The organism is Flavobacterium indicum GPTSA100-9 = DSM 17447, assembly GCF_000455605.1.
In the GTDB taxonomy this organism is placed as follows: domain Bacteria; phylum Bacteroidota; class Bacteroidia; order Flavobacteriales; family Flavobacteriaceae; genus Flavobacterium; species Flavobacterium indicum.
On record NC_017025.1, the window covers coordinates 2,339,527 to 2,363,787 of the forward strand.

Consider the following 24,261-nt stretch of genomic DNA (forward strand, 5'->3'; position numbering starts at 1 on the left):
TATGATTTTTTATAAACATTTTTCTGTATTAAAACATTTTTTTTGTACATTTACTATTCACAATAAAACCTAAAATAACTAGCCTATGCACAACAATTACTCTTCTTCGGATAATTGTAGAAAATTGACAATTCAAAATAGTTCTACTATTCTTAAAGCGTTAACTGTTTTTATTGCTTTTATTTTTTCAAATTTAATTTTTTCTCAATCTCCATTTGTTGATAACACACCAAATGGAAACGAAACGTTTATAGTTCCAACTGGAGTTACCTCAATAACAGTATCCGTTTGGGGTGCCGGAGGCGGCGGTGGTGGATCTAGTGTAAGCGGAGACGGAGGTTCCGGCGGTGGTGGTGGTGGTGCAGCTACTAGAACTATTGCTGTTACTCCCGGAGACACGTTCACTTACAATGTAGGTAGCGGAGGTGCTGGAGGTTTAGCCAATGCTACTTTAGCAGGAAGCGGAGGAAATACGACATTTATTAATGGCGGATTAGGCATTAATATGATTGGAAATGGAGGTTCAGGCGGTGCGAGAAACAGAGGTGCCGCAGGTACAGGAGGAACTGCTTCGGGAGGAACTATCAATATGCCAGGCCAAAATGGAACTATTGGAGATGCTTCAGGTCAAGCTGGAGGTAACTCTGGGGCTGTAGTAGGAATTTTTGGTGCTGGAGGAGCTGCTGTAACAAATGCCACAGGTAACAATGGACTTATCCCTGGTGGTGGTGGTGGTGGTGCCGAAAGACCTGGGGGAGGAACACGTAATGGTGGAAATGGCGCCAATGGTGAAATCAGAATAACTTTTACTTGTCCAACAGTAACAGTAAATGCTGGCGTAGATCAAACTTTAGCTGCATGTGCCACTACAACTACATTAACTGGTTCAGCAATTCCAGTTGGAATGACAGGAACTTGGACTGTTGTATCAGGTCCAGGATCAATTACATCTCCAAATACAGCTTCAACAGGAATTACAGGTTTAGTTCCTGGAACCAATACAACTTTTAGATGGACAATTTCAAATGGCACATGTGGAACATTTTCAGATGATATTTTAATCACAACTGTTGTTGGTGGAGGCTGTACACCTTATTGCGTAAATACTTATACAACTTCAGTACATCCAATTACTAATGTTACCTTTTCAAATATAGTTAATAGTACATCAAATGTAATTAATGGCACGCCTCAACATGAGTTTTTTTATACACCTGTTGGACAAGTTGAAAGAGGCGAACTTTACCAATTATCTGTATCAGGAAATACGGGTGGAGCTACAGCACATGGTATAAGAGCCTTTTTTGATTGGAATGCAGACGGTGATTTTGCTGATGCTGGTGAAAGTATAAATGTTGGAGTTATTGATAACGTAACGATTCAAGCTGGATTATATGTTCAAATTCCATTGACTGCAACAGTAGGACAAACTAGAATGAGAATAACACTTTTAAGTGGAGCTTATGCAACTTCTTGTAGAACTGGTGCTGGAAGCGGACAATCTGAAGATTACATTATAAACATAACAACTCAAACTTGTAATAGTCCAACGGCCGGTTTTTCGTTTACGGGTATAACAGGAACAACAGCAACTATTAACTGGACAAATGTAGCACCAGCTCCTGCAGGTGGGTACGACATCTACATATCCCCTATCAATTTAGCTCCAAATACAATTGCTCCAAATGTTACAGCACCTACTGCTAATGATACTGGAACACCTTATAATGCTACCGGATTAACTCCTGGTGTAACTTATTATGTTTGGATTAGAAGTAATTGTACAGGAGGCGATTATGGGGTTTGGAATTCAATGGGAAACTTTACAACAACTTTAACTAATGAGAACTGCGCAGGAGCAATTACTATTCCAGTAAATGCAGGAACTGATTGCGAAGTTGCTGTTGAGGGTGATTTAACAAGTTCTGCTGGAACTTCTACCATTTGTGGAACTAACTTCAGTTATGACGTTTGGTATAGATTTACTGCAACTGCTACTTCTCACAGAGTTACAGTTGTTCCACAACCAATAATAAATTATGTTTCAATGACTTATACAGCTGTTAATTTAAACTTTCAAGTATTAACAGGTGCATGCCCTGGAACATCTTTAACGTGTATCAACAATAATACATCAAATACTGAAACTACTTTATTAACAGGATTAACAATTGGAACAACTTATTTAATTAGAGTTCACGGCACTGCTGCAAGTAGAACTAAATTCACTATATGTGTAACAACAGGTAATGCCACACACAGTAGCAACTCAGCTTTACCTGCCTCATATACTATTCATCCAAATGCAGGATTTAGTGATCGCTATATTGAAGATTACGACACAACAGGTACACTTACTAATACAGTTAATATGGGAACAGGAAGAAGTGTAACTGGATATAAAAACTATACTGCATTAACTGCCGCTCAAGGTGTTGCTGGTGGTGGTATTAATGTAGATATTGCCTTAAGAAGATCTAGACAAGTAGTAAAAGCATGGGTAGATTGGAACAATGATGGTTTATTTAATGATGCAACAGAAACAGTATATGATTCAAATGGTATTTTATCTATTGCAACATCATTTGGATTTGTAATTCCTGGAGCTACTCCAGTTGGAAATTATAGATTAAGAGTTAGAGCATCCAATTTTGATTTAACATACAATTCATATACTGGAAATGGAACTACCGCATCTTTATTACCTTATGGATATACTTTAGATGGAGAAACAGAAGACTATATGATAAATGTTGTTCAGGATTGTACACATCAAATAAATACCTTAACAGATGGTAGCCGCTGTGATGTAGGAACTGTAAATTTATCAGTAACTACTACAGGATCACCTACACATATTAGATGGTACGACGCAGAAGTAGGAGGTACATTAATTGGTACTTCAACTGTTACAGCCAATGCATCAACTTGGACTACACCATCATTATCAGCTACAACAACTTATTGGGCAACAGCTTACAACACAGTTGGTGGTTGTGAAACATTGTACAGAAAAAAAGTTATCGCAACAATTAATCCTATTGCCAATATGTTCATTACTCCATCAACACCTGAAATTTGTGGAGAAAACAATATTATCTCTATCACTGCAGCTGGAGATACCATAATTGATAATTTAATTGATGAAAATTTCAATTCAAGTTTAGGCGCTTTAACACCAGTTATTATAGGTGGTGCAGGAGATGCTTTAACTACATGGCAAAGAGAAGTAAGTCCGTTTGTACCACCAGGAAGTGTTTGGAAACCGGCTATTATTTCAAGAAGCGCTGGTGACGGATTTGCAATGGCCACATCAGATTATAATTTAGATGTAAATGTGGCATTAGAATCGGCAATATTAGATTCATCACCTTATACTGATTTAACTTTAACTTTCAGACATTATTATTCTTATTATGGTGTGCCGTACGACATTGGTTATGTTGAAGTTTCAACAGATGGAGGTACAACTTATACAGATGTAATGCGAATTACTTCAGATCAAGGTCAGGCAGGAAATTTTAACTTTGTATCTATCAATATGAATGCTTATATTAACCAAACTAACTTAAAAGTTAGATTCAGATACAATGCAAAATTCTGTGACGGTTGGGCAATTGACGACGTACGATTATTCGGAACAAAACCTTTAAGTACTTCATTTACTTGGAGTGGCGCACCTGTTGATGTATTTATTGACCCAGCATGTACAATTCCTTATGTTGCACAATTAGTTCCAACTGTATATGTTAGACCTTCTGCAATGCAAATTGCTTCTTCAAGCTGGTCATTTACAGCAACAGCAACTTTAAATAATGGTTGTTCCGTTTCTATACCAATTACAATTGATAACAAGTCTAAATTATGGAAAGGAACTGTTAGTACAGATTGGAATAATCCAAATAACTGGTCACCAATTGGAGTACCTGATGCAAATACATGTGTTATTATTTATGATGGTCCTAATGATGCTAGAATTATAGGAGCGTTTTATAATGCATTTGCAAAATATGTGATTGTTAGACCAAATGGTGATTTATTAGTAAATCCAAACAACACTTTAACAATAACAGATAATTTAACTGTTGAACCATTAGGTGTTGCAACATTTGAGAATGCTTCAAGTTTAATACAAGTAAACGGCACTGCAAATGTTGGAAACATTACAATGAAAAGAGATGTAAATATTAGAAAACTTGATTATGTTTATTGGGGTTCACCAGTAGCAAACTTTTCTTCTAGCGCAATCTCTCCTGGAACAAATCCGTATTATATTTTCAAATGGAACCCTACTATAGGAGCAAATGTTAATGGCTTTGGAAATTGGATTGCAGGTAACGAATCAATGGTTACTGGCAAAGGATATATCGTAAGAGGCCCTGATGCTTATACTAGCACGTTACAAAATTATACAGCTAGTTTTGTAGGAGTACCAAACAATGGTGATATCTCTACTCCTATTTCAAGAGGAACGTACGATGGCGCTAATTATGCGACAGGAGTTTCAACCACGCAAGGAACAAAAGATGATGATAACTGGAATCTAATTAGTAATCCTTATCCTTCTGCTTTAAATGCCAATATATTCTTAGCAACCAATACCAATATTGCTGGTTTTATTAAAAGATGGACGCACGGTACATTACCTTCGGCAGTAATTTCAGATCCATTCTATGCAGATTATGGAGCAAATTATACAGTAGCAGATTATGTAACTTATAATGCAACTGGAGCAAATCCACCAATTGGAGATGGAAATATAGCTGCAGGACAAGGCTTCTTTGTACTCATGAATCATACAAGTGCAGCAACAACTGAAAATGTAATCTTCAATAATTCAATGAGAAGAAATGATTACAGAAATGATATGTTCTACAGAACTTCAAATAATGCGGCATCTAATAATAATCTAGGCAATGAAGAAACAAAACATAGAATTTGGATTAATTTAATTAATCAAACAAACAACAATGCGAGTACAACATTAGTAGGCTATATTTCAAACGCTACAAATGAATTAGATCGCCTTTATGATGCTCAAGCTTTAGATGTGAAAACTAATTTTGAAATTTTCTCTTTAAGCGGAACTGATAAATTAACTATTCAAGGTCGTGCTTTACCTTTTGATGATAATGATAAAATTCCTTTAGGAATCACTATCCCTCAAAACGGATTATACACGATAGGAATTAATAGTCTAGATGGATTATTTAGTAATAACACACAAAATATCTATTTAGAAGATACATTATTAGATGTTGTTTACGATTTAAGAAATGCACCTTATACCTTTATGGCTCAGGCTGGAAGTTCTATCAATAGATTTATTTTACGCTTTATTCCAAAAGAAAAATCGGTAAGTGATAACACATCAAACGATTTAATTGTTTCAACCAATGATTATATCAATATTACTAGTTACGGATTAAAAATAAAAGATGTAAAAGTGTATGATTTATTAGGCAAACTTATCTTAAATAATAACGAAATTCATAAAAATGAAACTTCATTGACAGGATTAAGAAAAACAAATTCAGTTGTAATAGTTAATATTACACTTGAAGATAACACTGAAGTTTCTAAGAAAGTTACTTTTTAATTCTAATAAATAATTTACCCCAAAGCCTCTATATCACTAGAGGCTTTTTTTATTTATACATAACTCAAACAATAAATATCAAATCTATCCATAGAAATAAAACAAATATTTTAAATTTGTAGCTATGAATGAACAAATAAATCCAAATAATTTAAAAGAGGGGGAGGATTTCTACTACACCCCTGAAGGATATAAATGTTTTACAGAAAAATACCATCTTAAAAGAGGTTACTGTTGTAAAAGTGGATGCAGACACTGCCCTTATGGTTTTGATAAAAAAACTGGAACAACAAAAAAAAATAAAAATGGATAGTGAATTAGTTAAATATAGAATAAAAATATACAAATCCTATCATAGGTCTGATATTCGTTATCCTTAGTTTCTTTCTACTATGAAAACTAGAAATTATTAATAACGAAAAATGCAATAATAAAACATGACTTTCCAAGAACAAATTTTAGAAGGTATACCCTCAGTTTTACCTCAACCTAAAACTTACGAAACAGCAATAAACCATGCGCCAAAACGCAAAGAAATACTTTCTGCTGAAGAAAAAAAATTGGCTTTAAAAAATGCCTTACGCTATTTTGATGCAAAACATCATGCTGAATTAATTCCTGAATTCAAAGAAGAATTGGAAAAATACGGTCGTATATACATGTACCGTTTACGTCCTGATTACAGAATGTATGCCCGACCTATTTCAGATTATCCTGGAAAGAGTGAACAAGCAAAAGCAATCATGTTAATGATTCAAAATAATTTGGATTATGCAGTGGCACAACATCCCCATGAATTAATAACCTATGGTGGTAACGGAGCTGTATTTCAAAATTGGGCACAATACCGCCTCACTATGAAATATTTAGCCGAAATGACTGACGAACAAACTTTGGTTATGTATTCTGGCCATCCTATGGGATTATTCCCTTCACATAAAGAAGCCCCAAGAGTTGTTGTTACCAATGGAATGGTTATCCCTAACTATTCAAAACCAGATGATTGGGAAAAAATGAACGCTTTAGGAGTTTCGCAATACGGACAAATGACAGCAGGAAGTTACATGTACATTGGCCCTCAAGGTATTGTTCATGGCACAACAATTACGGTGCTAAATGGCTTTAGAAAAATTAAAAAATCTCCAACAGGTGGATTATTTGTAACTTCAGGTCTTGGAGGTATGTCTGGCGCTCAACCTAAAGCAGGAACAATAGCCGGTTGTGTGACTGTTTGTGCAGAAGTAAATCCGAAAATCACAAAAATCAGACATGAACAAGGATGGATTCATGAAATCATTGAAGATATCAACAAATTAGTAGATAGAGTTCAAACAGCATTAGCAAACAAAGAAGTAGTTTCCATTGCTTATTTAGGAAATGTAGTAGATGTTTGGGAAAAATTTGATGAGGCAAATATACCTATCGACCTAGGTTCAGATCAAACATCCTTACACAATCCTTGGGCAGGTGGCTACTACCCTATTGGCTATACTTTTGAAGAATCAAACGAAATGATGGCTACTGATCCTGAAAAATTTAAGGAAGCCGTTCAAAGTACTTTACGCCGTCATGCAGCAGCTATAAATAAACACACTGCAAAAGGCACTTATTTCTTTGATTATGGTAATGCCTTTTTACTTGAATCATCGCGTGCAGGTGCCAATGTAATGAACGAACTTCCTACTTTAGGTAGAGAATTTAAATACCAATCTTACGTACAAGACATTATGGGGCCCATGTGTTTTGACTATGGATTTGGACCTTTTCGTTGGGTTTGTGCGTCAGGAAAACCGGAAGATTTAGCTAAAACCGATGCTATAGCTTGCCGTGTTTTAGAAGAAATGATGCAATCAGCGCCAGAAGAAATTCAACAACAAATGGCAGATAATATTCAATGGATAAAAGGTGCTCAAGAAAATAAATTAGTTGTTGGTTCACAAGCTCGTATTTTATATGCTGATGCTGAAGGTAGAATTAAAATTGCACAAGCTTTCAATGAAGCAATTGCTAAAGGCGAAATTGGCTATATCATTTTAGGCCGTGATCACCACGACGTATCTGGTACTGATTCTCCATACAGAGAAACATCTAACATTTATGACGGTTCACGTTTTACTGCGGATATGGCCATTCACAATGTAATTGGCGACAGTTTCCGTGGTGCTACTTGGGTATCTATTCACAATGGCGGTGGTGTTGGCTGGGGAGAAGTAATTAATGGTGGTTTTGGTATGGTTCTTGATGGAACAAAAGAAGCTTCAAGACGTTTAGAATCAATGCTCTTTTGGGATGTCAACAATGGAATTTCAAGAAGAAGTTGGGCTAAAAATGAAGGAGCAATTTTCGCTATCAAAAGAGCAATGGAATCACAACCTTTATTAAAAGTGACGCTTCCAAATTTTGTAGACGAAAATTTATTATAATTTAAAAATTATATTTAATTTTAGTAAATAATAAATTGACTATGAAAACTTTAAAATTATTATCAGTAGTAGGTATTTTTTTTCTAATATCTTGTTCATCTGTAAGAGTAAATGCAGATTATGACAAAAAAGCTAATTTTAGTGCTTATAAATCTTATGCTTATTTTAAAAGCGGAATAGATAAAGCTGAAATTTCTGATTTAGACAAAAAAAGAATTTTGTATGCAATTGATGATGCAATGGCTACTAAAGGATTTACAAAATCAGAATCACCAGATGTATTAATTAGTATATTTACTAAAGAAAGAGAAGTAATTGATGTTTATCAAAATTACGGCTGGGGCTGGGGCTGGGGTCCATGGGGCTTAGGTTACAACCGAACAATATCAACTCCAGAAGGAACTCTTTTTATTGATATTTTTGATGCAAAAACTAAAGAACTTGTTTGGCAAGGCCAAGGAACAGGATATTTAACAACCAATACAGACAAAAAAGAAGAACGAATAAAAGAATTCGTTTCAAGAATTTTAGAGCAATACCCTCCTTCAATAAAACAATAAGCAAATCTAATATAATGCGTTACAACTGTAACGCATTTTTTTTCCTTTTTTTTGCCTATATTTAACTAACCAAACATTGTTTTATGAAACTAAAAATTACCATTTCAATAGCAACTCTTTTTATATTATTTTTTGCTTCATGTAGTTCAACAAATGGTTTAACCATGGATGCAAAACAACCCGCGCCAGTCTATTTAAGCAAAAATGTAACACGTATTGGAATTATTAACAGAAGTATTCCAGATAAGAAATATGAAGCTTTTGATGTTATAGATAAAATTTTAACTGCAGAAGGTAAAGAATTAGACAAAAAAGGTAGCATTACTGCAATTGAAAATTTAAAATCAGAATTAGAAAAAACTGCCCGAATGAATAAAGTGATGCTTATTGATAGTGTCGATTTTAAAAAATACGGAATTGATCAATTTTCAGCTGAACTTTCTTGGGATAAAATAAATGAAATTTGCCAAAAAAATCAACTTGATGCCATTTATGAATTATCGTATTTTGATACAGATTCAAAAATTAATTATAGAACAATTTCTTCTCAAGTAAATAATAATTTAGGAATAAAAATTCCAATTATTGAACATGAAGCCACAATTAATACTTTAATAAAATCGGGATGGCGAATTTATGACAATACTGAAAAACAATTAAAAGATGTTTATTCAACAACAAATACAATTACATTGAGTGGCAGAGGAGTAAATCCATTAAAAGCATTTGAAGCAATATTAACTAGAAAAGATGCGGTATTGGCAGTTAGTAAAAATATTGGTATCGATTACACGTATAGAATTTTCCCTTACACTATTAGAGTTTCAAGAGATTATTATGTAAAAGGCACCAAAAATTTTGAAATTGGAAAAAGACGAGCACAAGCGGGAAAATGGGATAGCGCTGCTGAATTATGGCTAAAAGAAACTAACAATAACGACTCGAAAATTGCAGGAAGAGCCTGTTATAATATGGCTATAATTAATGAAATTAATGGTGATTTAGACAAAGCAATTGAATGGGCTTCAAAATCTTACACCGATTATGGCGACAAGTTAGCACTTCGTTATTTAAACCTATTAAAAAACAGAAAAAACAAAGAGATTCAAATAGCAAACGAAAACAATTAATGCTTTAATTTTAAAATTATTCTAATTTAGAAACATTATTTTATCATTTCCATAAAAACTTTAGTTATTTCTGAAAATTTCGTAATTTTACTGCAAGCAACCCGATTAAAGTTATGGAAACACATTTTGAAAGCAATCCGTTGATAGACAGATTACCTACTCATTTAAAACAATTCATCAAACCTCAAAATTACGAGGACTACACACCTATTAACCAAGCAGTTTGGAGATATGTTATGCGTAAAAATGTAGACTATCTAGGTAAAGTAGCACATGAATCTTATCTTGAAGGGCTTCATCAAACAGGAATTGACATTGAAAATATTCCAAACATGTACGGCATGAATCGAATTCTTAAAGAAATTGGTTGGGCCGCTGTGGCGGTTGATGGCTTTATTCCACCAAATGCTTTTATGGAATTTCAAGCGTACAATGTATTAGTTATTGCTTGTGACATTCGTCAATTAGAACATATTGAATATACTCCAGCTCCAGATATTATCCACGAAGGTGCCGGCCACGCTCCTATTATAGCCAATCCTGAATATGCTGAATATTTAAGACGATTTGGTGAAATAGGATGCAAAGCAATATCTTCTGCTCGTGATTATGAATTATATGAAGCTATTCGATTGTTATCTATATTAAAAGAAGCCGAAAATACGCCACAAGAAGAAATTGAAAAAGCGGAAGCACAGGTTGATTTTCTACAAAAAAATATGGGTGAGTTATCTGAAATGTCAAGAATTAGAAATTTACATTGGTGGACGGTAGAATATGGCTTAATTGGAACGGTTGAAAATCCTAAAATATATGGCGCTGGTTTGTTGTCATCAATTGGAGAAAGTGCTTGGTGTATGACCGACAATGTTAAAAAAATACCTTATGACATTAAAGCAGCAGATGTAAGCTTTGATATTACAAAACCGCAACCTCAATTATTTGTCACATCCGATTTTGCACACTTAAACATGGTGCTTGAGGAGTTTGCAAATAAAATGGCGTTACGAACAGGTGGTTTATCAGGAATAAAAAAATTAATTTCTTCTAAAGCACTTGGAACCATAGAATTAAGTACAGGCTTACAAATATCGGGTATCTTTACAAATGTTATTGAGCACGAAGGCAAACCTGTATATATTCAAACAACAGGAAAAACAGCATTATCTTATAGAGAAAAAGAATTAGTAGGACATGGAACAGAATACCATGCCGAGGGTTACGGCTCTCCAATTGGCAAATTAAAAGGCATTAATTTAGCTATTGAAGATATGAGTCCGCGTGATTTAAGCGCTTACGACATTTATGAAGGCGAACAAGTTACGTTAGAGTTTGAAGGTGGAATAAAAGTTTCGGGAGAAATTATAACCGGTACAAGAAATATTCAAGGAAAAATTTTATTGATTAAATTTAAAAATTGTACAGTTACTCATGAGGATACTATTTTATTCCAACCAGAATGGGGAATTTACGATATGGCTGTTGGTAAAGATGTTATCTCTGCTTTTTCTGGGCCTGCTGATGTAAATAGCTTTGATATGATTAACCATGTTCCATCCAGTCAAACTATTAAACAAAAAAAATCAATTGAAAGAGAAGAATTAGAACATTTATATAAAAACGTTAGAAACATTAGAGAAAACAAAGCTGCTGAAATAACATTAAAAGAAGCGTTTGGTGCTGTTTCTTCAAATCACCCTAATGATTGGTTACTAAGTGTTGAAATTTTAGAAATTGCACATAAAGAAAACAATAGTGATTTAGTTGAAAAAGTTCAAAATCATTTAGAAAAATTAAAAATTAAAAGACCAGAAGTTGCTCATTTAATCAACAATGGCATTGAACTAATTTTCCCTATTATGGCTTAATTGTAACGTTTGTTACAACAGAATATACGACATCAAACTATATTTGTCAAAAAAAAAGTAAAAATGGGAATATTAGATAAATTAGGTTTTGGAAACAAAACCAACGAAATTGCTGAATACACTCAAAAAGGTGCAGTAATTATAGACGTAAGAACATACGAAGAATTTGCAAGTGGACACATTAAAGGTTCAAAAAACATTCCTCTACAAGTTATTGCTTCTAAAATAAATGATATTAAAAAATTAAACAAACCTGTCATTGCTTGTTGTCGTTCAGGAATGCGAAGCGCGCAAGCTACTTCAATTTTGAAACAAAACGGAATTGACTGTATTAATGGTGGCGGTTGGCAAAGTTTAGAAAGTAAATTATAATAAAAAGTCCCGAATTCGGGACTTTTTAATTTGTTTTAAAATCCGAATAAGTATTTTTTATAACTATTTCGGAATTTACATAAGGATTTCCTGCGTTTGAAATGGTAATTTTTATTGGATTACCTTGAACATCGTATTCATATTTGTATACTGTTGGTTCTTCCTCATCTATTTGTTCAAAAATTAAATTTCGCATTTTATCATGCTTATAAAGCACTTTATTTTTTAAATCAAATATTTGATACACTCCCTTTTCAATTAAATCATCTTTATAGTTTTCTACTTGTATTTCAACCATTTTCTTCCCTTCAAAAGACTTTGAAGTTTTAGTGTAATGATTCGCATCAGAATAATTAAACGTTACAATTTCGAAAGTATTAAAACCTTTCTCTTTAGTTACAATTTCAAACAATTTATTGTTCGTATCATAGGAATAAACTGCTTCCTTAAATTCCCTACCTTGCACATATTCTTTTGTCTTTAATAACCTTAACGAACGATCATAAAAAAATTCTTTTTTATCTTCTGTTTCACTTGTAACATTTTTAGTCACAATTGCTTTTAAACAATTATCAATAGTGTAATTGTAAGTAATAATTTCTTTGGAGTTTTTACTTTCAACTACTATTGAATCTAAATATGTATTATAAAAATAATAGGTTTTGGTTTGTTCCCATTTCTTCGTTCCCTCTTGAATGGAATAAACTACTTGTTCTGAAATATGTGTTTTTTCATGTAGATTAAAATCAGACGTCCTGTATTTTTCCTGTCCGATTAACATTACCTGTACAAATAATGTACAAACAATCAATAATTGTTTCATTTTTATTTTTTTAATAATGGATACAAAACATTAGCTTGAGATTGATTAATGTTTTTCATTATAAAAACTTCCCCATCAGTTGTTTTAACCAAAAGATCACTTGGATTTCTATCTTCTTCAATGGTAAATCTAGAACTGTCGAGATAAACCCCATTTTGATAAAATGAAATTAAATTATTTTTATCTAGAATCCAATAAATACTTGTTGGTGATTCAACTTGAAGAGCATCTTGCCACTCATTCTTAGGAAAATCTTCAAAATAAAAATCTTTAACAAAGTATACTTTATTAGTAACTTCATTAAAAATTAGTAACCCGGTATGGTTTGGAGATGGATTCAAAAGTACAACTTTTTCATAATTATTATCATACGAATCCTGAATTTCTATTTCATTATTTTCACCTTTCAATACACTTAAATTATTTTTATGGGAATACTTAATTTTTTTATACGCGGTTAGTAAAGAATCTCGCATTCTCCAATTCAAGTCGTACTTTTTTATAAAATCAAAATCCATCTGGTTCGACCCACTTACCGTTCCGTCTTGAAAAGTAATTTTAATAAATGTAAAAGAATTATCTTCAAGGAAAGCCGGACTAATTTTTGCAATTTTAGTAGGGTTGTTTTTCTTGTCGTATTCATAACCGTACTCAATTGTAGAACCATCATCATATATCTGCTTACTGATATTTCTGTTTGAATCATAGCTATACTCAACCGAAAATGTAGTATCTTCATTCTTGGTTTCACTTTTTATTTTTAAACCCTTCTCATAATATTCTTTTGTAAAATCACCAGTTGAACCATCGCCCTCTTGTATTACTTTCTCATACGTATCATTGGCTACATTTCTTTTATAAACAGTTGTCTTTACTAGTTCATTTTGAATATCCTTTTGGATTTCTTTTTCTAAATTACCTTTGGAATCATAAAAGTAAAACGTATTTGAAATCCCTTGTATTTGCATTTTTTCTAACTTTGAATTGGCATATTTAAAAATGAATTGCAAGGGAAAGGCAAATTGATTAGTTGAAGGTTTGTAATTTATTTCTTTTAAAGTTGAATCTGGATTATAGAAATAGTTGTATTCTGCTACCAATTTATTTTGTTCTACATACGATTCTATTATTTGTTTTTGAAAATAGGTGTCTTGCACATCTGTAACAGAAATACTTTCTAAAACAAACTTGTTCTCATATTTATTAAATTTATACAAGGATTCTTCAACTTTTTTTACATCAGAAGAATAGCCAAAGTCTGTTGTTCTAAATTGTTGTTGTGAAAAAGCAACAATGGAATAGAAAATTAAAAAATAGTGTTTCATTAAAATATATTTTGTATAAAAGTAAAATCTTACTAAAAACAAAAAAATACGTATTTCTACGTATTTTTAAGACATAATTACTAATAAAAAAACTATAATTCTACTATTACAAACTCTACTCTTCTATTTTTTTGTTTTCCTTTTTCAGTATCATTAGGTGCAATAAACTTCGTTTCTCCATAACCTTTTGCTGTTAGACGATTACCATTTACTCCTTTTTTTAATAAATATTGCATAACGGCATTTGCTCTGTTATTAGATAAATTCATATTGTCAACATCCGATCCTACTGCATCTGTATGTCCCGAAATTTCTATTTTCATTTTCGAATTATTCATTAAAATATTATATAATTTATCCAATTCAGCATAAGAATCCGGTAATAAATCATACTTCCCTGAATCAAAGAATATATTATTTAAACGAATTACTTCTCCTTTTTCTATTGGACTTAAATACAAATCCACTTCCATTTCTTGATATTCTTTTAAATTTGTTAAATCAATATTTTCAGTTACAGCATAATACCCTTCTTTATTACCCATGAAACTGTATTTTTGTCCATAGGGTAATACAATTGAATAACTTCCATCTTTAGGATTTGATATTGCTGTACCTGCATTTTTATTGGTTTTCAAATTATTGTATTCAATTTTGGCGCTTAAAATTTGCTTGGTTTTATTATCGTATACTTTTCCTTTAATTAACACTACCGGATCTTGTTTCACTTTATTATCTAACACATAAATATCTCCTCCTCTTGAAATATAGGCTTTATCACCTTTTGCAGATACATAATACGCTAAATCACTTGATGGGGAATTTATGATATCCCCTAAGTTTTTGGGTTTTGACCAATTAGTCCATGAATCATCTAATCTTTTCGACACAAATAAATCATATCCTCCATAACCACCATGTCCTCTTGAAGAAAAGTACAATGTTTTACCATCTGCTGCTAAAAAAGGATTCGTTTCTTCTTCAAAAGTATTAATTGTACTTCCCAAATTTAATGGTGCAGACCAAGTTCCATCCTCTTGAATAAAACTAACAAATACATCTTTAAATCCAAAACCAGAATCTCTTTCAACTGTCATTAAAAGAACTTTATTATCACTTGATTGAAAATACCCTACAAATTGATTTTTGTTTTGATAATCTTTAATCACAATCTCTTTGGGCACTTCCCAACCATTACTTGTTCTGTTTGAAACCGACAAACCTGAACCTTTTGAAGAACCATCTGCATTATAAGTATTTGCTAACACCATTGTATTATGATCTGGTGAAACTGAAATCACAAAATTGTAACTACTGTTGTTTAAAGGTTTACCTATGTTTTTTAAAGCAGACCAATTTCCTTTAGCATCTTTTGTAGCATACCATATATCATCATCATTAACTCCTCCTAAATTATCTGGAGATGCTTTTTTGGCAACATATATAGTATTTCCATCTGCAGCAACAACTGGATTTACTTCATCATATTCTTTTGAAGAAATAGATTCAATTTTTTCTATAACTAAATTAGGATCGTACCCTTCAATTACATCAATATGTTTTGGATATTCAACCACTTTTAATTCGTCAATTTCAATAGTCATTCCTGCATCTAAAATGAACCCCGACTTTGATCCTCCATACGCATAATCACCCGTTTTAACTACTAATTTATCATTAATAAAAATCTCTAAAATGTTAGCGCGTTTTTTTACAAATATTTTATTATACTTGTTTTTTCCATTTATATAAGAAGCTTCTTCCCACTTTTTAGTATAATAAAATTCTTTCCCAGAATACTGATAAACTTGCACCTGTTTGTTTGGGGTCATATTAACCACTCGATAATCGGAGTAATCATTATAGCAAGACCAAACTAAACCATAAGCAGCATTTTCCGCAAGAGATTGTGTTACTCTAATTGATGCTTCAACATCATAATCAACCTCATCTGGATTAGTAATTACAGTTAACAATTCCCATTTTGCATTTTGAGAATCATTATTTTTCATAACTAAAACTCCTTTCTCAACATTGGTAACTAAATTGTTACTATTAAGTGCCCATTGATTCTTATCCGAATCGAAAGTATCATGGAAAAGCACTTTTTGTCCAAATAAATTAATTGACGTGAAAGTGAATACTAAAAATAAAAGTTTTTTCATAAAAATTGAATTTTATCAAAGAAAACAAAATTTCATAGAAATAAAAATACGTAAAAGTTCGTATTCTTACCTTTTAAGGGTAAAATGTCCTTTAAACTGTTTTATTTCTTGATTTTTATTATAATCAATTGTAAACCAATAATCCGTTGAAGGCAATTCGTTGCCGATATAGGTACCATCCCAACCCAATTCTGAAGACAAAAATTGCTTAATCAACTTGCCATACCGATCAAAAATGGTGATTTTTGCATTAACAATATCATTACAATTTATATTCCAGTACTCATTATATCCATCTCCATTGGGTGTAAAATAAGGTGGGTATCCAAAAATAAACAATTCCATCTCCACGTCTGATTTTGAACATCCATTTAAATCTTGAATCTTTAATTGATGTGTACATGAACTAATGTTTTTAAACACATTTGATTGTTGTACAATTTCATCATCTAAAATAAACAGATAGTTTCCTGGTGGATGTACCACTACCTCTAAATCCTGATTTAAATTAAAATCTGAATGTTGAATAATTTGAACTTGTAATTCCACAAATGTTTTGACTTCAATTGTTAAATTTTGACTCGTAGCACATTGACCTACATCGGGTGTAAACGTATAGGTTGTTGTTTGTTGATTATTTAGTGCCGGACTCCAAACGCCTGTGATTCCATTTAAAGAAACTGTTGGCAAAGCAGGAATAATTTCATCAATACAAACAGGTGCTATTGGAACAAATTGTGGAACTATAGAATTCACTTGAATGGTCATCGTTTGCTGTGTAGCACACTCCCCTGAATTTGGTGTAAATGTATACAAAGTCGTTTGTTGATTGTTCAAAGCCGGACTCCAAGTTCCTGTAATTCCATTTAACGAAGTTGATGGTAAAGGCGTTAAAACATCTCCAATACAAATAGGATTAACCAGATTAAAAACAGGTACTGTAGGTGGTATAATTTGTATTGTTAAACTCTGACTCGTAGCACATTGCCCAGCAGTGGGCGTAAAAGTATAGGTTGTTGTTTGTTGATTATTTAACGCAGGACTCCAACTCCCTGAAATTCCATTAAGTGATACTGTAGGCAAAGGCGCTAAGACAGTACCAGAACAAACAGGACTAATACTTTGAAATTGAGGAGTAATAGAATTTGTCACTACAATTGTAAGTGTTTGAATAGTGGCACATTGTCCGGGATTTGGTGTAAATGTATAGAGTGTGGTCGCTTGATTATTTAATGCGGGTGACCAATTTCCGGTAATACCATTTAAAGAAGTAGTTGGCAATGAGGCTATTGTTGCTCCTTGACAAACTGGATTAACCGGATTAAAATTAGGCACTGTAGGCTGATTTACCACAATTGTCATTGTTACAAGAGGTGCACAATAGCCCGGATTGGGTGTAAACGTGTATGTAGTTGTTAGTAAATTATTTAAGGCTGGACTCCAACTTCCTGGAATTCCATTTATTGAAGTAGTTGGTAATGATTGTAGTGTTTCACCTGCACAAATTGGACTTACTGAATTAAACAAAGGGGTAACAGCATTTACTGTTATTGTTAGCGTTTGTGTTGTAGCACAAAAACCCGAATTAGGTGTAAATGTATAAGTTGTTGTTTGTTGATTATTTAAAGCTGGACTCCAAGTTCCTGTAATTCCGTTTAAGGATGTTGTTGGAAGTGCCGCTAAACTATCTCCCGCACAAATGGGCGCGATGGAATTAAATTGCGGAACAACACTTGGCACAACTGTAATGTTTAAAGTATAAATGGTACCGCATTGGCCTGCATTAGGGGTAAAAACATAGGTTCCTGAAGTTGTATTTGAAATGGAACTAGGCGTCCATGTTCCTACTATTCCATTTGAAGATGTTGTTGGCAATAACGGCGGTGTAGTTCCAGAACAAACGGATGAAAAAGAGGGAAAAACAGTTGTAACAATAGGTAAAACCGTAACAGATAAACTGGTGGTCTGTGTTACACACTGACCCGCATTTGGTGTAAAAACATAGGTTCCTGAAGTTGTAGTATCTACAACACTCGGATTCCAAGTTCCTATAACACCATTTAATGAAGTCGTTGGCAATATAGGAGGTGTACTTCCATAACAGATTGGTGCGATAGAATTAAATTGTGGTCCGCCTACAGTATCCTGATTTAACTTTTGTACAAAAACATCTTCTTGTCCATTAGACGTTAAATTCATTACAGATTCACACGGATCAAAATCAACAATAGCATAAAAATTACCGGTTGTATAGACATGATTTGTGGCATCTGTAGTAATGGCATAACTCATAGTATGATTAGGATTGTTTGAATTTCCAAAACCTTTCGCCCATTGGTATATCCCGTTTGCATCCAATTTACAGATGTAGGTATACAATGGACCTCCCAATCCACTCACATTAGCTACACCGGTATTCGGATCAAAATCGACCGTTCCATTAAAATAACCTGTTAAATAAATATTTGAAGCAGCGTCTAATGCAATGGCCCTTCCTGACGAACTCCCACCAAAACATTTAGCCCAAACATAATTCCCATTTACATCGAGTTTACTGATATAAGTTGTATCATATAAACTATTTAAATTGGCAACACCAGTACCTGGATCGAAGTCTACATTACCATTAAAATTTCCCGTAGAATATACATTTCCAAATAGATCAACTTTTATTCCAAAGGCATAATCATCTTGAGTTGGGTTTCCAAAACTTTTGGCCCATACAAAATTACCATTGGTATCTAATTTGGACACAAATACATCCCATCTGTTCGTGTTCGGATTAACTAAATTATATACTACTGCACTTGGATCAAAGTCGGCCGTAGCTCTAAAAATCCCTGTGGTATATACATTTCCATTAACATCTACAGCAATTGATTTGGCATCATCTGGCCCGGTTCCTCCCATCGTTTTTACCCAAAGTAAATTTCCATTACTATCGAGTTTACAAACAAACACATCCCCATTTAAACCCGTAATTGAAGAGACAGGTGTTACTCCAGGTCCCGGATCAAAATCGGTAGTCAATATTGTAGAACCCGACATGGCACTATTTACTTCGCCCGTAAAATAAATATTTCCTGTAGAATCTAGAGCAATACTCCTTCCTAACTCAACTCCATTTCCTCCAAATTGTTTAGCGTATACAAAATCACCAGCTGCATTTAATTTCAAGAGAAACATATCCCCACTTCCAAATCCCATTTCTGTTAAATTATAAACACCCGCATTCGGATCAAAATCAACCGTTCCTCTAAAATTTCCGAGCGCATATATATTCCCTTGATGATCTACTGTAATGGAATAAATTTCATCTGATCCCGGACTTGAACCCACTTTTTTGGCCCAAACTAAGTTACCATTTGAATCTAATTTTGAAATAAAAGCATCATAATCATAAGAAAGAGGTGTTGTCAGTGTAAAAGTTCCGCTGTTAGGATCAAAATCCACCGAACCAGCAAAACCACCCCCAACTATAACATTGTTAGAAGGATCGACTGCAATAGTATTGGATCTATCTTGAGAAGTACCACCATAAGATTTTGCCCAATCTAAAACCGGTTGTTGCGCAAATGATATCTGAAAAAATAGAATAAGTAGTAGTAATTTAAATTTCATTACAGCAAATATTATAGGCTGTAAATTTCCTTTTAAATCACCTATTTTTCAATACGTAAAAATTCGTATTTAGATTAGTTTATTATTTTTAGCTTTTTGAATGGCTTCTAGTTTGTTATGAACTTGAAGTTTCGTATAAATATTTTCTACATGTTTTCTAATGGTTCCAACAGATAAGAATAAATTATCAGCTATTGCATTGTATTTTAACCCCTTACTTAATTGCTCTAGCACTTCTATTTCTCTTGTTGATAATTGGATATTTTCACAAGGTTCTTGACTTTCAAAAGAAACTGGTTCTCTTAATAATTTAAGCGTTTTTAAAGCAATTGACGGAGTCATAGCAGCTCCACCGTTTAAGGTTTCTATAATACCATTGTATAATTCTTGAGGATTGACTTCTTTTAAAAAATAGCCATCTGCACCAGCTTTAATTGACTTAAAAATATTTTCATCATTATCAATTACGGTCAACATAATAATTTTGATCTGCGGATATTTTGCTTTTACTTTTTCTGTTGCTTCAATACCATTCATTTTTGGCATATCAATATCCATTAAAATTAAATCAACATTATGATTTTTATCTAATTTTGCTAATAAATCTAACCCTTCAACCGCTTTAAATTTTACTTCTATAGCATCAAAAAAAGACAATTTATCCTGAATGGCTTTCTGTAAAAAAGTGTTATCATCAACTATGGCAATTTTAATCATAATCTTCTATTTTTAAAATTATTAAAATTTCTGTTCCTCTATTTTCTGCCGAGTTAATTTGCAATGCTCCACCAATATCTTCAATACGTTTTTTCATATTATGCAATCCATTTCCTAGTTCAATTTCATCAAGATTAAATCCTATTCCATTGTCCTTAATTTGAATTTTTAATTTTGATTCTGTTGTTTTAACGTCAACTGAAATTTCCGAACAATGCGCATATTTAACAGCATTATTAATAGCTTCTTGAATGGTTCTATAAATATTAATTCCTACTAAGGAAGAAAACTTAAATTGTTTTGTACTCTCTTCCATTGAGAATTTAAATTGAATTTCTTCTTTTGTAGATTTGGCTTTGTCAATAAAATTATAAATACGACCTCTCAAATCTTCAAATGAAAATTCATTAGCATTCATTGCCCAAACAGTGTCTCGCAATTCTACGATGGTCATTTTTGTAAAATCACTTATCGCAAGCAAACGATTTTGTACTTTTTGTTCTATCGATGGAAAACCAAATTTTAAATTATCAACCGATGAAATTATAAAGGTCAATTGTGCACCAATATTATCATGTAAATCTCTTGAAATAGCCAAACGCTGTTCGTGCAATTTATTTTGAGTTTCAATTTCAGCAATAGCATTTTTGAGTTCAAACTCTTGTTGTTGTTGTTTTAATTTTAATTTTTGTTGACGATAAATAAAAAATGCTAGTAGTAAAACCAATCCAATCAAACTAAAAGAAACAATTAGTTTCATTCTAGAGTCTTGAACTTCAATTTCTTTTTCAAGTAATAATTTTTCTTTTTCTTTTGTTTCAAATTTTACTTCTAATTCTGCAATTTTATCATTACTTTCTTTATTTAAAATACTGTCTTTAAATTGAATATGCTTTTTATAATTTAAAAATGCTTCAGTAGAATTATTCAATTTCTCAAAACATTGAGAAAGCATTAAATAACCATGTCTTTGTAAATTATTGAAACCGTATTTATCTGCAATGGCAACCGAAGATTTAAAATTTTTTATAGCCAATTCGTATTTTCCTTCTGCTAGATACAAATCGCCAAAATAGGCATAACTATCACTTATACCATAATAATCATTCAATTCTAACCTCAGTTTAAATGCCTGGTGAATTAATTCTTTTGCTTCTTTAAATTTTCTTTGTTCAATTTTAATTTCAGCTATATTATTTAAGCTATAAGGAATACCAGCTTTGTCTTTAATTTGTTGTTTTAATTGCAAACATTTTTTAAAATATAACAAGGCACTGTCAATTTGTTTTTCATTTTTCTTTAATGTACCGTAGTTGTTATATATAGATAACAAAGGTTGAATATGATGATTACTTTTCGAAATTTTCATTCCTTTTTGCATGTAATACAAGCCTTTTACAGGATGTCTTTTACTCATTCTAAAACCTAATTCTCCGTATTCTCTAGCTAAAAACTCGGTATGCTTTAGTTTTTCAAATAACTTAATTGCTTGTAAACTGTATTTTATGTTTTCATCAAAATTTCCATTAAAATAATAACACCAGCTTAAATCACTATAACACAAAGCCTCACGTAAATTGAGATTTTTTTCTTTACATTTTTTGGCATTTTGAAGTAAAATTGGAATAAGCGTGTTTTTTTCCTTTTGTTTTGTAGCAAAAGGCAGTTTATAAATGGAATCAATAAATGCAACACTTTGAGAAAAAGTGTTATTTTTCCAAAGTACAAATAAAAGTATAAATAACCATTTATTCTTCATTTTTCAAATGAATTTGTATTGTTGTTCCATTCCCTAATGTTGAATGCAAACTATAATTTCCTCCTATTTCTTCTATTCTTTTTTGCATATTTATTAAGCCGTTGCCCAACTCTACTTGATCTAAATTAAATCCTATTCCGTTGTCTTTAATTTCAATGGAAATGAAATCCTTAAATTCTTTTACTTCCACTGCAATTTCATCGGCATTTGCATATTTAATAGCATTATTAATCCCTTCCTGAATAGTTCTATACAAATTGATACCAACCAAAGATGAAAATTTTTTTTGAATTAAATGTTCTGGAATAATAAATGAAAACTGAATATTTTCTTTAACCGATTTTGCTTTCTCAATAAAATTATAAATTCTAGAACTTAAATTTGAAAATGAAATTTGATTTACATTCATAGCCCATATTGTGTCTCTTAGCTCTACAATTGTCATTTGAGTAAAATTGCTAATCACACTTAATCGGCTTGATATTCTTTGTTCTAAATTTGGAAATCCAAATTTTAAATTATCAATTGAAGAAATAATAAAAGTTAATTGTGCCCCAATATTATCATGCAAATCTCTAGAAATAGCCAAACGCTGTTCATGCAATTTATTTTGTAATTCAATTTCTGCTATGGCATTTTTTAATTCAAATTCTTGTTTTTGTTGAGTGTTTTTTAATTTTTGTTGTCTGTAAATTAAAAACCCAATAATTATACTAAATAAAGCAAACAAGGATATTCCATACAATAAGATTGTTTTTTGCCCATGTGCTATTTCTTCTTCAATTAATTTATTTTTAGCCAATAACAATGCTTTGGCTTTTTTTTCATTTTCATACTTGGCTTCAACTTCTGCTATGGCTTGAGCCGATTCAATTTTATAAACCGAATCTCTTAACTTGATATAATTATCTTGATCTTTAATAGTTTCTGAAAGATTATTTCTTTTTTTACTAAATTGTAATTTTTGAAAATAGTAGTCTCTTAATTTTTCTGCATTATTGGATTTTCTTGAAAAAAATTCAGCCTGTTTAAATAATTTTTCAGCTCTTTCAATTTCATTTAATTCAGAAGCAATAGTGGCTAAATTAGTATAGTGTGTAGCTTGTTCATAATAATAACTTTCGTCTTTACTTTCTCGTGCATTGTATTCAACAATTTTAACTGCTCTATTTATCCATTTTTCTGCTTCAACATATTTCTTTTGTTTTAATAAAGTATTCCCAATATTGTTATAAGTACTAGAAATTGTCAATGTATCTTTTCCCTTGATATAATTAAACACCATTTTATGGTAATGTAACGCTTCATTAGGCTTATTCCAATCATCGTAATTAATGGCAATGGCATTTAGTGTTGAATACAAAGAAGCAATGTCTGGATTTTTTTTCCCTAAATGATATTTTAATGCTTTTTTTCCATGCAAAACACCTAGTTGATAATTTTCAAAATCATGATAATTAAGCGACAATGTATTATTGAAAAAAGCAATCCAATTCTCTTTTTTTTCATGTTCAGCCAATCGTAATCCTTCAAACACTATTTTAATAGCTTCATCGTATTTACCTCTTTTGTTATAAACCTTTGAAAGATTATTATAAACCGTAAATAGGCTATTGAAATTATTTACTTTTTTTAGCTTATCTATTGCTATTTTCCCATAATAAACGGCACTATCTGAAGAACCATAATCCACATGACGGGCATTTTTACAAAAATAAAATTCCCCTTCGTCTGCTGGTGTTTTAATTATTTTTTTTGCTACTTGAAAATAATAATCTGAAGAATCCGAAGAAGTATAGGCCTTAATTAAGATTTTTTTCAAATCCTGAGACCAACTATTTGTAACGAGTAATAGGAATACAAGTAGAAGTGTGTGTTTTTGCATTTTCTATTTTGAAT

14 protein-coding genes are annotated in these 24,261 nt (G+C 32.0%); 7 read left to right on the forward strand and 7 right to left on the reverse strand.

Translation table 11 applies throughout. From position 1 onward, the window contains the following. Positions 1-85: 85 nt before the first annotated feature. The 7 genes from KQS_RS14060 (at position 86) to KQS_RS10890 (ending at position 11,952) form a co-directional block, all read left to right on the forward strand. A complete protein-coding gene (locus KQS_RS14060) occupies positions 86-5,599 on the forward strand; it encodes a GEVED domain-containing protein (protein WP_014389234.1) in 5,514 nt (1,837 codons plus the stop codon). A 124-nt stretch (positions 5,600-5,723) separates the two neighbouring features. Next, positions 5,724-5,912 carry a DUF5522 domain-containing protein gene (locus KQS_RS10865; protein WP_014389235.1) on the forward strand — a complete coding sequence of 63 codons (189 nt, stop codon included), beginning with the start codon at positions 5,724-5,726 and terminating at the stop codon, positions 5,910-5,912. A gap of 124 nt (positions 5,913-6,036) precedes the next feature. Then, positions 6,037-8,022, forward strand: a complete 1,986-nt coding sequence (locus tag KQS_RS10870) for a urocanate hydratase (RefSeq protein WP_014389236.1) — start codon at positions 6,037-6,039, stop codon at positions 8,020-8,022. 41 nt (positions 8,023-8,063) lie between these two features. Further along, positions 8,064-8,582, forward strand: a complete 519-nt coding sequence (locus KQS_RS10875; protein ID WP_014389237.1) for a DUF4136 domain-containing protein — start codon at positions 8,064-8,066, stop codon at positions 8,580-8,582. A gap of 83 nt (positions 8,583-8,665) precedes the next feature. Beyond that, a complete protein-coding gene (locus KQS_RS10880; RefSeq protein WP_014389238.1) occupies positions 8,666-9,712 on the forward strand; it encodes a DUF6340 family protein in 1,047 nt (348 codons plus the stop codon). Between the two features lie 113 nt (positions 9,713-9,825). Next, entirely contained in the window at positions 9,826-11,580 is a 1,755-nt protein-coding gene (locus KQS_RS10885) for an aromatic amino acid hydroxylase (RefSeq protein WP_014389239.1), read from the forward strand. 63 nt (positions 11,581-11,643) lie between these two features. Further along, the gene (locus tag KQS_RS10890; protein WP_014389240.1) at positions 11,644-11,952 is read left to right on the forward strand and encodes a rhodanese-like domain-containing protein; all 309 of its coding nucleotides are present in this window, start codon (positions 11,644-11,646) and stop codon (positions 11,950-11,952) included. 25 nt (positions 11,953-11,977) lie between these two features. Here the strand turns inward: KQS_RS10890 and KQS_RS10895 are convergent, their stop codons facing one another. The 7 genes from KQS_RS10895 to KQS_RS10925 form a co-directional block, all read right to left on the reverse strand. After that, positions 11,978-12,775, reverse strand: a complete 798-nt coding sequence (locus tag KQS_RS10895; RefSeq protein WP_014389241.1) for a hypothetical protein — start codon at positions 12,773-12,775, stop codon at positions 11,978-11,980. Positions 12,776-12,777: 2 nt separating this feature from the next. Then, positions 12,778-14,100: a hypothetical protein gene (locus KQS_RS10900; protein WP_014389242.1), complete on the reverse strand. Its 1,323-nt coding sequence runs from the start codon at positions 14,098-14,100 to the stop codon at positions 12,778-12,780. Between the two features lie 92 nt (positions 14,101-14,192). Continuing rightward, positions 14,193-16,265 (reverse strand): OmpA family protein, encoded by a 2,073-nt coding sequence (locus KQS_RS10905; RefSeq protein ID WP_014389243.1) that lies wholly within the window; start codon positions 16,263-16,265, stop codon positions 14,193-14,195. 66 nt (positions 16,266-16,331) lie between these two features. Continuing rightward, positions 16,332-19,886 (reverse strand): T9SS type B sorting domain-containing protein, encoded by a 3,555-nt coding sequence (locus KQS_RS14065; protein ID WP_014389244.1) that lies wholly within the window; start codon positions 19,884-19,886, stop codon positions 16,332-16,334. Positions 19,887-19,955: 69 nt separating this feature from the next. Next, positions 19,956-20,606 carry a response regulator gene (locus KQS_RS10915; protein WP_041252087.1) on the reverse strand — a complete coding sequence of 217 codons (651 nt, stop codon included), beginning with the start codon at positions 20,604-20,606 and terminating at the stop codon, positions 19,956-19,958. Continuing rightward, positions 20,596-22,362 (reverse strand): tetratricopeptide repeat-containing sensor histidine kinase, encoded by a 1,767-nt coding sequence (locus KQS_RS10920; protein WP_014389246.1) that lies wholly within the window; start codon positions 22,360-22,362, stop codon positions 20,596-20,598. The genes KQS_RS10915 and KQS_RS10920 overlap by 11 nt, the downstream gene beginning before the upstream one ends. Beyond that, positions 22,352-24,247 carry a tetratricopeptide repeat-containing sensor histidine kinase gene (locus KQS_RS10925; protein ID WP_014389247.1) on the reverse strand — a complete coding sequence of 632 codons (1,896 nt, stop codon included), beginning with the start codon at positions 24,245-24,247 and terminating at the stop codon, positions 22,352-22,354. The genes KQS_RS10920 and KQS_RS10925 overlap by 11 nt, the downstream gene beginning before the upstream one ends. Positions 24,248-24,261: the final 14 nt, after the last annotated feature.

Coding starts and splice junctions, on each gene's coding strand:
- KQS_RS14060 (WP_014389234.1), top strand. CDS start 86: ATGCACAACAATTACTCTTCTTCGGATAATTGTAGAAAATTGACAATT.
- KQS_RS10865 (WP_014389235.1), top strand. CDS start 5,724: ATGAATGAACAAATAAATCCAAATAATTTAAAAGAGGGGGAGGATTTC.
- KQS_RS10870 (WP_014389236.1), top strand. CDS start 6,037: ATGACTTTCCAAGAACAAATTTTAGAAGGTATACCCTCAGTTTTACCT.
- KQS_RS10875 (WP_014389237.1), top strand. CDS start 8,064: ATGAAAACTTTAAAATTATTATCAGTAGTAGGTATTTTTTTTCTAATA.
- KQS_RS10880 (WP_014389238.1), top strand. CDS start 8,666: ATGAAACTAAAAATTACCATTTCAATAGCAACTCTTTTTATATTATTT.
- KQS_RS10885 (WP_014389239.1), top strand. CDS start 9,826: ATGGAAACACATTTTGAAAGCAATCCGTTGATAGACAGATTACCTACT.
- KQS_RS10890 (WP_014389240.1), top strand. CDS start 11,644: ATGGGAATATTAGATAAATTAGGTTTTGGAAACAAAACCAACGAAATT.
- KQS_RS10895 (WP_014389241.1), bottom strand. CDS start 12,775: ATGAAACAATTATTGATTGTTTGTACATTATTTGTACAGGTAATGTTA.
- KQS_RS10900 (WP_014389242.1), bottom strand. CDS start 14,100: ATGAAACACTATTTTTTAATTTTCTATTCCATTGTTGCTTTTTCACAA.
- KQS_RS10905 (WP_014389243.1), bottom strand. CDS start 16,265: ATGAAAAAACTTTTATTTTTAGTATTCACTTTCACGTCAATTAATTTA.
- KQS_RS14065 (WP_014389244.1), bottom strand. CDS start 19,886: ATGAAATTTAAATTACTACTACTTATTCTATTTTTTCAGATATCATTT.
- KQS_RS10920 (WP_014389246.1), bottom strand. CDS start 22,362: ATGAAGAATAAATGGTTATTTATACTTTTATTTGTACTTTGGAAAAAT.
- KQS_RS10925 (WP_014389247.1), bottom strand. CDS start 24,247: ATGCAAAAACACACACTTCTACTTGTATTCCTATTACTCGTTACAAAT.